The organism is Streptomyces sp. NRRL F-5123 (assembly GCF_000721495.1).
Classification (GTDB): domain Bacteria; phylum Actinomycetota; class Actinomycetes; order Streptomycetales; family Streptomycetaceae; genus Actinacidiphila.
Map to the genome: position 1 here is coordinate 82,107 of NZ_JOHY01000023.1, position 10,968 is coordinate 93,074.

The 10,968-nt window shown below is 71.2% G+C and carries 11 protein-coding genes, 1 rRNA gene and 1 riboswitch; of the genes, 1 reads left to right on the plus strand and 11 read right to left on the minus strand.

Annotation, left to right across the window (positions count from 1 at the left end; all coding sequences use genetic code 11):
* Window positions 1-66 precede the first annotated feature (66 nt).
* A riboswitch (glycine riboswitch) is annotated at window positions 67-175 on the minus strand.
* A 133-nt stretch (window positions 176-308) separates the two neighbouring features.
* The gene (locus IH54_RS0120290; RefSeq protein WP_043181612.1) at window positions 309-734 is read left to right on the plus strand and encodes a PRC-barrel domain-containing protein; all 426 of its coding nucleotides are present in this window, start codon (window positions 309-311) and stop codon (window positions 732-734) included.
* A gap of 28 nt (window positions 735-762) precedes the next feature.
* On the opposite strand, the gene IH54_RS0120295 is transcribed toward IH54_RS0120290, so the two are convergent.
* The 11 genes from IH54_RS0120295 to rrf form a co-directional block, all read right to left on the minus strand.
* Window positions 763-2,190, minus strand: coding sequence for a DNA polymerase IV (locus tag IH54_RS0120295; protein WP_052397674.1), 1,428 nt, complete (start codon window positions 2,188-2,190; stop codon window positions 763-765).
* Between the two features lie 101 nt (window positions 2,191-2,291).
* Window positions 2,292-2,891 carry a MerR family transcriptional regulator gene (locus IH54_RS0120300; protein ID WP_031518682.1) on the minus strand — a complete coding sequence of 200 codons (600 nt, stop codon included), beginning with the start codon at window positions 2,889-2,891 and terminating at the stop codon, window positions 2,292-2,294.
* A 274-nt stretch (window positions 2,892-3,165) separates the two neighbouring features.
* Entirely contained in the window at window positions 3,166-3,639 is a 474-nt protein-coding gene (locus IH54_RS0120305) for a bifunctional nuclease family protein (protein ID WP_031518684.1), read from the minus strand.
* Window positions 3,640-3,729: 90 nt separating this feature from the next.
* Window positions 3,730-4,473 (minus strand): MerR family transcriptional regulator, encoded by a 744-nt coding sequence (locus tag IH54_RS0120310; RefSeq protein WP_031518687.1) that lies wholly within the window; start codon window positions 4,471-4,473, stop codon window positions 3,730-3,732.
* A gap of 48 nt (window positions 4,474-4,521) precedes the next feature.
* Entirely contained in the window at window positions 4,522-5,310 is a 789-nt protein-coding gene (locus IH54_RS0120315; protein ID WP_078862379.1) for an FHA domain-containing protein, read from the minus strand.
* Window positions 5,311-5,416: 106 nt separating this feature from the next.
* Window positions 5,417-6,271 (minus strand): DUF881 domain-containing protein, encoded by an 855-nt coding sequence (locus IH54_RS0120320; protein ID WP_031518692.1) that lies wholly within the window; start codon window positions 6,269-6,271, stop codon window positions 5,417-5,419.
* Between the two features lie 7 nt (window positions 6,272-6,278).
* Window positions 6,279-6,611 (minus strand): small basic family protein, encoded by a 333-nt coding sequence (locus IH54_RS0120325; RefSeq protein WP_031518694.1) that lies wholly within the window; start codon window positions 6,609-6,611, stop codon window positions 6,279-6,281.
* Window positions 6,608-7,552 (minus strand): DUF881 domain-containing protein, encoded by a 945-nt coding sequence (locus tag IH54_RS0120330; protein ID WP_031518697.1) that lies wholly within the window; start codon window positions 7,550-7,552, stop codon window positions 6,608-6,610. Before IH54_RS0120330 ends, IH54_RS0120325 begins: the two co-directional genes overlap by 4 nt.
* 86 nt (window positions 7,553-7,638) lie before the next feature.
* On the minus strand, window positions 7,639-10,134 hold the full coding sequence (locus IH54_RS0120335) for a mannose-1-phosphate guanyltransferase (protein WP_031518699.1): 2,496 nt from the start codon (window positions 10,132-10,134) through the stop codon (window positions 7,639-7,641).
* Between the two features lie 25 nt (window positions 10,135-10,159).
* Complete coding sequence (locus tag IH54_RS0120340; RefSeq protein ID WP_031518701.1) at window positions 10,160-10,768, minus strand: CDP-alcohol phosphatidyltransferase family protein; 609 nt, start codon at window positions 10,766-10,768, stop codon at window positions 10,160-10,162.
* Window positions 10,769-10,879: 111 nt separating this feature from the next.
* Window positions 10,880-10,968: ribosomal RNA gene (rrf, locus tag IH54_RS41810) — 5S ribosomal RNA — on the minus strand; the annotation flags it as partial.

A 10,968-nucleotide genomic window follows, 5' to 3' on the forward strand; every position in this document is an offset into this window, starting at 1 on the left:
CACCTTCGGTGAAGATCCGTCCCCCGAACGGCGCTGCTCGGGGCGGATCCTGCTTTCCAGAGTGACCTCGCCCCTGCGGTACGGGTGCCTGAGAGATTCCGGGGAGGATTTGCTCCTTCGGCGCCTCCGGTCTGCCGCTGTGGCAGGTGCCGGAGGACTCTCCCGCATGGGGTCTACAGCCTTCTTCCAGCCTACCAGCGGGATCTGCGCGCGAACCGCCCGGAGATTCGGGTCGACAGCGCCCGTGATGTGGCTTTTGGTGGTATCCAGCAGGTGTCGCTGTTGCTGGGATGCTGGTTGGAGGACCCGTGCAGACCGATATCGATCCGCGAAGCCTCATCGGCCGCCGCGCTGTCGACCGCGACGGTACGAAGATCGGCACGGTGGACGAGGTGTACCTCGACGACGCGACCGGCAGCCCGGAGTGGGCGGCGGTGCGCACCGGCTTCTTCACCCGCGACGCGTTCGTCCCGCTGGAGCCGAGCGAGCTGGTGGGCGAGGCGCTGCGGGTGCCGTACAAGAAGTCGCAGATCCGGGACGCGCCGGATTTCGGCGTGGGGCGGCATCTGTCGCCCGAGCAGGAGCTCCAGCTCTACCACCACTACGGCATGGACGTCCCCACCGAACCGCCGGACCCGCCCGGTTCCGCCGGCACCCCCGGCGGCCGGGGCTCCGGCCCCCGCGACTTCGGCGACCTGCCCTCCGGCGACGGCCGCCCGGACGACGCCGGCTGAACCCCCGCCGCGCACCCGGCGCCGCACCTCACCCCGCGAGCAGCCCCCGGTCCGGCACGGGAGGGCCCAGGGGAAGCGGCTCGGCGTGCGCGAGAGCCGGGTCGTCCACACCGAAGGTGCGCACCCGGCCCGGCAGGGTGTCCGAGGGGACCTCGAAGCGTACGGTGACCCGGCCGACGCCGCTGCCCTGCACCCAGCCGCGGCCTTCCACGGCGTGCTCGACGTCCTGGCCGGGAAGCCAGCGGCTGCCGGGCGCGGGCTCCGGCGGCGGCGCGGCGGGCAGGTCCGTCTCGGCGGACGGTGCGGACGGCGGCCCGGCGGCGGCGCTCTCCGCCGCGTCGCCCGCCGCCGCGTCACCGGACCGGGCCTCCTGCGCCCGGTCCTCGGCCGCTTGAGCCGCCTGGGCGAACAGGTCCTCCTGCGTGAAGTCGGCCAGCCCGGACACCCCCACGCCGAGCAGCCGCACCCCGCCGGTGGTGTCGACGGCCTCGACGAGCCGGCGCGCGGTCTCCCGCACGACGCCCGGGTCGTCGGTGGGCGCCCGCAGCGTCTCCGACCGGGTGAGTGTGGAGAAGTCGTACCGCCGGATCTTCACCACGACCGTCCGCCCGGACCGGCCCGCGCCGCGCAGCCGCTGCACGCAGCGCTCCGCGAGCCGGTCGATCTCGTACCGCACCCGGGCGCGGTCGGTGAGGTCGGTGTCGAAGGTGTCCTCGACGGAGATCGACTTCACGTCGCGGTCGGCGACCACCGGGCGGTTGTCCAGGCCCGCGGCCATGGCGTGCAGCGAGCTTCCGTGCGCCTTGCCGAGCAGCCGCACCAGTTCGGGCTCCCCGGCCTGCACGATCTCGGCGACGGTGAGGATGCCGGCCCGCCGCAGATGCTCGGCGGTGGCAGGGCCCACGCCCCACAGGGTGCGCACCGGCAGCGGGTCGAGCAGCGCACGCTCGGTGCCCGGCTCGACGACCACCAGGCCGTCCGGCTTGGCCTGCTCCGAGGCGATCTTGGCGAGCAGCTTGGAGCCGGCCAGCCCCACCGACGCCGTCAGGCCCGTGGCGGCGCGGATGTCGGCCCGCAGCCGCTCGGCGACCCTCCGGGGCTCCCCGGCCTGCTCCCCCGCCTCCAGGTCGACGAAGGCCTCGTCCAGGCTCAGTGGTTCCATCAGCGGGGACACCGCGCCCAGCAGCCCCATCACGATGTCGCTGACCGCCCGGTAGAGGGAGAAGCGCGGCACGAGGTACGCGGCGTTCGGGCAGAGCCGGCGGGCGTGCGCGGTGGCCATCGCGGAGTGGACGCCGTGCACGCGTGCCTCGTAGGACGCGGTCGCTACGACGCCGCGGGGCCCGAGGCCGCCGACCACCACCGGCTTGCCCCGCAGGCTCGGCTTGGATGCCTGCTCGACCGCGGCGAAGAACGCGTCCATGTCCAGATGCAGGATCGTCGGCGCACTTCTCACACCCTCGATCGTGCCCCATCCCACCGACAATGACCGTACACGTGTACGGCACGGCGCCCCGTGTCCCGCAGCCGCGCCGCCCGCGGGACCGCGGACCCGGGTCAGACCGCCCGGTTGCGCCGCCTGGCGAGCTCGTCGGCGGGGTTGTGGCCCACCAGGGTCTCCCCGGTATCCACCCGCTCGCCGTGCAGCTCGGACAGCGAGCTCTCGACGTCCCGCCACACCACGCCGACCGCGATGCCGAAGACGCCCTGCCCGCCCTGGAGCAGGTCGACGACCTCGGCGGGCGAGGTGCATTCGTAAACGGTTGCGCCGTCGCTCATCAGCGTCATCCTCGGCAGTTCGGCCGGGCCCACGGAGCGCAGCTGGCGTACGGCCGTGCGGATGTTCTGCAGGGACACGCCCGTGTCGAGCAGCCGCTTGACGATCTTGAGCACGACCACGTCGCGGAAGCTGTAGAGCCGCTGGGTGCCCGAGCCGTAGGCCGGGCGGACACTGGGCTCGACCAGGCCCGTCCGCGCCCAGTAGTCGAGCTGGCGGTAGGTGATGCCCGCCGCCGCGCAGGCCGTGGGACCGCGGTAGCCGACCAGCTCCGGTGCGGGCTCGGCCGCGGGCACGGGCCCCGGCTCGGCCGCGCGGGCCAGCACCCCCCTGGCCGGATACGGGCCGCCGGTCGCCGAACCGTCGCCGGTGCTTCTCACGCCGCCCTCCGTCCTTCTCGTCCCCGACACCGCGCGCACGTGCCACGGGACTTTCCACTTCGACGGTAGGCAGTCACCAGGGGTGCGTCAACGATCGCCACACTCGGCACGCCGAGTGAAAGTCACCCCAGGAGTGGTTTGATGTGACCGGACCCGGGAATTCCTCCCCGGATGGCCTCATGGTGACAACATTGCCCTGGTCACCGCACGGACACCGCGCCCGCACCGTGCCACCCGGCCGCTCGCCGGACGCCCCTCCCGCGAGCGCCTGGAGTCACTGGTTGCTCGTGCCGAAATCCTCGGGCGAGATCTGGTCGAGGAACTCGCGGAACTTCTCCACCTCGTCCTCCTGCTCGTCAGGAATGGCGATCCCGGCGTCGTCCAGCACCCCGTCGCTGCCGTAGATCGGCGTACCGGTGCGCAGCGCGAGCGCTATGGCGTCGGACGGACGGGCACTGACCTCGACTCCGCTGGCGAAGACCAGCTCGGCGTAGAAGACGCCTTCCCGCAGGTCGGTGATGCGGACCTCGGTGAGCGTCTGCCCCACGGCCTCCAGCACATCCTTGAAGAGGTCATGGGTCAACGGTCGCGCAGGGGTCATGCCCTGCTGCGCGAAGGCGATGGCGGTGGCCTCGCCCGGCCCGATCCAGATGGGCAGGTACCGGTCGCCTCCCACTTCGCGCAGGAGCACGATCGGCTGATTCGAGGGCATTTCCACCCGGACACCCACAACATCGAGCTCGTTCACACGTCAACCCTAGGACGTGCCTGCCGGGTTTGGGTAGTCGGGCACGGCGGGCACCGCGTCCGGTTCGTACCAGGCGGCGGGAATGCCCGGTCAGCGCAGCCGCAGCCGCAAGGCCGAGCGCAGCATCGCGGCGTGCAGCCGGGCCGACAGCTCGGCCAGCTCCTCCGCCGTGGCCTCGGCGTGTCGCCGGGTCTGCGGATTGCGGTGCCGGCGCAGCGGCGCCACGAGCTGCTCCACCAGGCCGGCCTCCCGCTCGGCCGCGGCCTTGACCGCCCGCAGGTGCCGCGGCTCCAGCCCGTAGCGGCCCAGGTCGGCGATGAGCCGCCCGATCATGACCGCCTCGGCCTCGTAGCCGCCCTCTCCGGCGGTCTCGACCAGCCCGTAGGACTCCCACTGGTCCAGCTCCGCCTCGCCGGCCCCGGTGGCGGCCAGGAAGTCCTCCCGAGCCAGCCGTGGCCCGTGCGCGGCTGCCAGGGCCTCCTCGGCGCCTCCAGGGGCCTCCTGGGCGGACTCGGCGGCGAGCGCCGGCAGAACCGGCTGCTCGCCGCGGTCCAGACCTTCCAGATGCTCCTTGATCACCCGCAGCGGCAGGTAGTGGTCGCGCTGCACCCGGAGCACGTACGCCAGCCGCTGGACGTCGTCCGCGGCGAACTTCCGGTAGCCGGACGGGGTCCGCCGCGGCTCGACCAGGCCCTCGGCCTCCAGGAAGCGGATCTTGGAGATCGTGACCTCGGGGAATTCGTCCTGCAGCTGCCCCAGCACGGCGCCGATGCTCAGCAGTGCGCCGTCCGTGGCGGCGGCGCCGTCTCCGGCACCGCCCGTCGTTCGCGGCATGCGCGCCCTTCCTGCGCGGGAGCGGGGGTCGGCTGGGGCAGCCGCGGGTCAGTAGCCCCGCTGGCTGGCGTAGAAGACCAGCCGGTACTTCCCGATCTGGACCTCGTCCCCGTTGGACAGCGGCACCGCGTCGATCCGCTCCCGGTTGACGTAGGTGCCGTTGAGGCTGCCCACGTCGGAGACGGTGAACAGGCCGTCCGCACCGCGGCGGAACTCCACGTGCCGCCGGGAGACCGTCACGTCGTCCAGGAAGATGTCGCTCTGCGGGTGGCGTCCCGCCGTGGTCAGCTCGCCGTCCAGCAGGAAGCGGCTGCCGGAGTTCGGCCCGCGGCGCACCACGAGGAGCGCGGAGCCGGGCGGCAGAGCCTCCACGGCGGCCTGCGCCTCGGGCGACAGCGACGGCGAGAGGATCTGGCCGGTGGCCTCCGCCTCGTACGCCTCGATCCCGGAGATGGAGATCGTGGACGTCGTCTCGGACGCGCTCTGGTAGCCGGGCCCGCTGCCCGGGCGCAGCGGGGCGCCGCAGTTCGAGCAGAAGCGGGCCGCTTCCGTGTTCGTGAAACCGCACCTGCCGCAGACCGGCAAACCGAACCCTCCACCCGTGGTCGAGGCCGCTGGTTCCCCGGAACCTATGCGAGCGGCCGGAGCGGGGTCAACAGGCGCCACGCCGGGCGTGCCGGAGTACCCGCCGCCGCCGCGGCCCTGGCCGTCGTTGCGGAACAGCGGGCGCTCGGCGGACTGCTCGTCCGCCTGGCCGCGCTGGGCGCGGTGCCGTGCCGTGGCAGGGTCGGCCGACTGCCGAGCGCTCTTGCCGAACAACTTCCCAAACAGCTTCACGGGCGATTCCCCTCGAAAGACGCAGACCCGCCCGTAAGGCAGGACGAACTCTCACTACACACAGTTTCCACCACACACCAACTCAGCGACGCCCCGACCCCCCGCCTCACCGGGATGACGACCGAGCGTAGTCAGGCTGCTTCGATGGCCGCAAGGCGTCCACGACGATCTTCTGCGACCGCACCACATCTGCCGTGGCCTGCTCCTTCTCCAGTGTCTGCACCACCCCGCCGGGGATGTTGAGGGCCGGTTCGAGATCCTGCGGGTTGCCGATCACCGTGAAGACGTACGGCTGGGCGACCCGGTGCCCGTCGATCAGCACACCGTCGGAGCCGTCGGTGAAGTACGTGTCGGCGACGACCCGCACCGAGTTGATCTGGATGGCCTCCGCGCCCGCGGCCCGCAGCTCCTGCAACGTGTCCAGCAGCGAGTCCGCCTCGACGCTGCCGTGCGGGTCGGTGACGGTCAGCGTGATGCCGGGGCCCTCTGCGGCGACCGTGCCGGCCAGGATGCCGAGCTGCTGCTCCTTCTGCCGGGTCTGCTTGAGCGCCTCGGCGGCCTGGTCGGAGCTGGACTGGAGCTGGGAGCGCTGGGTCTCCAGACCGCGCTTCTCGTCCTCCAGCCGCTGCGTGCGGTTGTCGACCTCGGTGAGGATGCGCACCAGGTCCTCCTGGCGCGCGCCGCGCAGGGTGCCGCCGTTGTCGCTGGTGGTGTTCACCTGGATGGCGAGGCCGAGGCCCAGCACGAAGAGCAGCACGGCCACCGTCAGCTGCGCGCGGGAGACGCGCGGCGGCCACAGCCCGGCCACCAGCCGCTGCCGTCCCGTGAGCTGCTCCTGGGGCTCCCCTGGGCCCTCCACCGCGTCCGGTGCCGTGCCCTCGGGCACGTCCGTGCCGTCGCCTTGCCCGTCGTGCGGGGGGCGCGCGTCGTGCTTGCCGTGCTTGCCGTGCTCGTCGCTCATGCCGCGGTCACGCCCGGAAGACGTGCCGGCGGATCGCGGCGGCGTTGGAGAAGATCCGGATACCGAGCACGACGACGACGCCGGTGGACAGCTGCGCGCCGACACCCAGCTTGTCGCCGAGGAAGACGATCAGCGCCGCCACGACCACGTTGGACAGGAACGAGACCACGAAGACCTTGTCGTCGAAGATTCCGTCGAGCATCGCCCGCAGGCCGCCGAACACGGCGTCGAGGGCCGCGACGACCGCGATGGGCAGATAGGGCTCCACCCCGGTCGGCACCACGGGACGCACCACCAGTCCCACCACGATGCCCACGACGAGGCCCAGTACGGCGATCACGACGAACCCTTCCCTGTTGCGCCGGTTCCCGGCGGCCCGCTGCTGCCCGCGACCGGCCGGGCGTACCGCACGACGAGACTGGGTGCGGCGGCCAGGCGGACGTCCTTCTGTACGGTGACGCTCGCCCTGATCCCGTAGTTCTCCTCCAGCACGTGCAGGTACTGACCGTCCGCACTGTCCTGGAAAGCCGTGCTCAGCTTCTCCCCGTCACCGATCGCCAGCACCGTGTACGGCGGCACCAGCGGTCTGTTGTCGACCAGTATGGCGTCTCCCGCCGCCCGGATGGCCGACAGCGCCGTCAACCGCTGCCCGTTGACGGAGATCGCCTCCGCGCCGGAGGCCCACAGGCCGTTCACCACGCGCTGCATGTCGCGGTCGCGGACCCGCCCGGTGTCGGAGAAGCCGTCGCTCTCCCGCGGGCCGCCGGAGTCGCCGGTGGAGGCCTCCTTGGCGTCGTCCACGACGAGCTTGACCCCCGGGCCGTGCACCGGAGTCGCCCCCGCGAGCACCTCCAGCAGCTCCTCGCGGCCGTCGCCCTGGTCCTTCAGGGCCGCGCGCTGCTCGGCCGAGACCGTGTCGCGCAGCCCGTCGACCTCCTTCTGGAGTGCGTCGGCCTTCCCGGTCTGCGTCTGCACCCGGTCGATGAGCTTCTGCCGTTCCCTGGCCTCCGTGGGCGCCGCGCGGTGTGCCTGGGCCGCGCCCACGGTGATCACGACGGCGGCGAGCAGCAGCCCACCGGCGAGGCCGAGCCGGCCTGCCGTCGAGGTGGGCAGGCGCGAGCTGCCGGTCTGCCCGCGGCGGGCCGCCGCCTCCGCGTAGCCGTCGTCGAGGCTGTGCTCCATGACGCTGGTGAGCAGGAACATGGAGGCGTCGGCGCGCCGCCGGTCGGACCGGGGCGCGGAGCTGCTCCGATCGGGTTGCGGCTGCGGCATGCCGCACATCGTCGCACGTCGTGACCGCTGCACTCGAACGGCCCCCTCGCGGCGCGCCGTTCAGGGCGGACGCGCCGCGGGGGCCGAGATGCGCGCTACTGCCCCGCGCTCTCCACGATCTGCGACCACTCGTCCAGCAGGGCCTGCGCGGACGCGTCGTCCGGTCCCTCGGCCCACAGGTGCGTGACCGCTTCCGCCGGGTCGGGCAGCACCATGACCCACCGCCCGTCGGACTCCACGACCCGCACGCCGTCGGTGGTGTCGACCGACCGGTCGCCGGCCTCCTCGACGACCCGCCGCATGACCGAGCCCTTGACCGCCCACGGGGTCGGGACGTCCCGCTTGAGCACGTGCGCCTGCGGGATGCGGGCGTCGATCTGGCTCAGGGTGAGCTGCGTGCGCGCCACCAGGCCGATCAGCCGCACGAAGGCCGCCGACCCGTCGAAGACGCTGCTGAACTCGGGCACGATGAAGCCGCCTCCGGCGTCGCCGCCGAAGATCGTGCCCTCCTCGCGGCTGACCCGCGTCAGGTCGTCCGGTGACGTCGTCGTCCACGTGACCTGCGTGCCGTGGTAGGCCGCGACCTGCTCGGCGATGCGGGTGGTGGTGACCGGCAGCGCCACCCGCCCGCTGCGCCGCTCGGCGGCCACCAGGTCCAGCAGTACCAGCAGCGCCCGGTGGTCCTCGACGATGCGCCCGCGCTCGTCCACCAGCGACAGCCGCTCACCGACCGGGTCGAAGCGCACCCCGAAGGCCGCCCGCGCCGACGACACGATCTCCCCGAGCCGTACGAGGCCGGCCCGGCGGGTCTCCTCGGTCTCGGTGGGGCGCGCCTCGTCGAGACCCGGGTTGACCATCAGCGAGTCCACGCCGAGCCGGCCGAGCAGCGAGGGAAGGACGAGCCCCGCGCTGCCGTTGGCGGCGTCCACGACGACCTTCAGGCCCGACTCGGCGATGCCGGAGATGTCGACGGCACGCAGCAGCGCGCCGGTGTAGGAGTCGAAGACGGTCGACGGGAAGCGCAGGTCGCCGATCTCGCCGGGGAAGGCCCGGCGGTACTCCTGGCGGGCGAAGACCCGGTCCAGCTTGCGCTGCCCGGCCGCCGACAGGTCGGCGCCGCGCTCGTCGAAGAACATGATGTCGAGCGAGTCCGGCCGCCCCGGCGACGTGCGGATCATGATGCCGCCGGCGCTGCCGCGGGCCGTCTGCTGGCGCGCGACGGGCATGGGTACGTTCTCCAGGTCGCGCACCTCGATCGCGCTCGCCTGGAGCGCCGAGATGACCGCCCGTTTGAGTGCACGCGCACCACGGGAGTGGTCACGCGCGGTGGTGACGGTGGCGCCCTTCTTGAGGGTCGTCGCGTACGCGCCGGCCAGCCGCACGGCGAGCTCGGGCGTGATCTCGACGTTGAGGATGCCGGACACGCCCCGGGCGCCGAACAGGTGCGCCTGACCGCGCGACTCCCAGATGACCGACGTGTTGACGAACGCGCCGGCCTCGATGGTCTTGAAGGGGTAGACGCGGACATTGCCGGAGAGAATCGATTCCTCGCCGATCAGGCACTCGTCGCCGATCACCGCGCCCTCGTCGATCCGGGCGGCGCGCATCACGTCGGTGTTCTTGCCGATGACGCAGCCGCGCAGGTTCGTCTGCGGGCCGACGTAGACGTTGTCGTGCACCACCGCCTTGTGGACGAAGGCGCCGGTCTTCACGACGACGTTGGAGCCGATGACGCTGTGCTCGCGGATCTCCGCGCCGGCCTCGACCTTCGCGTAGTCGCCGATGTACAGCGGCCCGCGCAGTACGGCGTCCGGGTGCACCTCGGCGCCCTCGGCCACCCAGACGCCCGGCGAGATCTCGAAGCCGTCGATGTCGACGTCGACCTTGCCTTCGAGGACGTCCGCCTGGGCCTTCACGTAACTCTCGTGGGTGCCGACGTCCTCCCAGTAGCCCTCGGCGATGTAGCCGTAGATCGGCTTGCCTTCCTTCATCAGCTGCGGGAAGACGTCACCCGACCAGTCGACGGGCACATCGGCCTCGACGTAGTTGAAGACCTCGGGCTCCATGACGTAGATGCCGGTGTTCACCGTGTCGGAGAACACCTGGCCCCAGGTCGGCTTCTCCAGGAAGCGCTCGACGCGGCCCTCGTCGTCCACGATCGTGATGCCGAACTCCAGCGGGTTGGGCACCCGCGTGAGGCATACGGTGACGAGGCCGCCCTTCTGCTTGTGGAACGCGATGAGCTCACCGAGGTCGAAATCGGTGAGCGCGTCGCCCGAGATCACCAGGAAGGAGTCGTCCTTGAGCGCGTCCTCGGCATTCTTGACGCTGCCCGCGGTGCCGAGCGGTTTCTCCTCGTTCGCGTACGTCAGCTCCATCCCGAATTCTTCGCCGTCCCCGAAATAATTCTTCACCAGGGACGCGAGAAACTGGACGGTGACGACGGTCTCAGTGAGCCCGTGCCGTTTGAGCAGCGTCAGGACATGCTGCATGATCGGCCGATTCACCACTGGGAGCAGAGGTTTGGGCATGCTTGAGGTCATTGGACGAAGGCGGGTACCTTCGCCTCCGGCCATAACAACCGCTTTCATGTCGGAAAACATCCTCCTCGTGACGTCAGTCAGCCGTGGTGTCCGCCCTCACAAGACGCCGGACCTGCACCACGTAGAGGATCCCTGCCCACCAGTACAGGGTTGTACCCCAACCTGTGAAGGCCCAGCCGAAAACAGCCGCCAGTGTCGCAAGCCAACCGCTGCCGTCGCTCAGCAGCAGCAGCGGAAAGGCGTACATGAGATTGAAGGTAGCCGCTTTCCCGATGAAGTTCACCTGGGGTGGGCCGTAGCGGTGTCTCCGGAGAATCAGGAGCATCACCGCCATCATCGCCTCACGCGCGAGCAGCAGGACGGTGACCCACAGCGGCAGGATGCCGCGCCAGGTGAGGCCCACAAGGGTGGACAGCACGAACAGCCGGTCGGCGGCCGGGTCCAGGATCCGGCCGAGACTGCTGATCTGATTCCACCGCCGTGCCAGCTTGCCGTCGAGGTAGTCACTCACCCCGCTGAACGCCAGCACCAGGAGTGCCCACCCGTCGGCCTTCGGGCCGTCGAACTCCGGCCACAGAATCAGCCACAGGAACACCGGCACAGCCACGAGGCGAGCCATACTGAGGATGTTCGGGATCGTGAAGATCCGATCCGTCTGCACCCGTGTCTCCTGGACCTCCACCAGGTCCCCTCCTGTGCCGTTCCATGTATGTACGTCTGCGCGCCGACTCTACCCCAGGCACAAAAAGGGCCTGGCCCCGGATCAGGGATCCGAGGCCAGGCCTCAATATTTGTTCGGCGGTGTCCTACTCTCCCACAGGGTCCCCCCTGCAGTACCATCGGCGCTGAAAGGCTTAGCTTCCGGGTTCGGAATGTAACCGG

Excerpts from the sequence above, each read along its gene's own strand:
- IH54_RS0120310 (WP_031518687.1), bottom strand. The coding sequence starts at position 4,473 with ATGCCGCGAACGACGGGCGGTGCCGGAGACGGCGCCGCCGCCACGGAC.
- IH54_RS0120330 (WP_031518697.1), bottom strand. The coding sequence starts at position 7,552 with ATGTGCGGCATGCCGCAGCCGCAACCCGATCGGAGCAGCTCCGCGCCC.
- IH54_RS0120335 (WP_031518699.1), bottom strand. The coding sequence starts at position 10,134 with ATGAAAGCGGTTGTTATGGCCGGAGGCGAAGGTACCCGCCTTCGTCCA.
- IH54_RS0120320 (WP_031518692.1), bottom strand. The coding sequence starts at position 6,271 with ATGAGCGACGAGCACGGCAAGCACGGCAAGCACGACGCGCGCCCCCCG.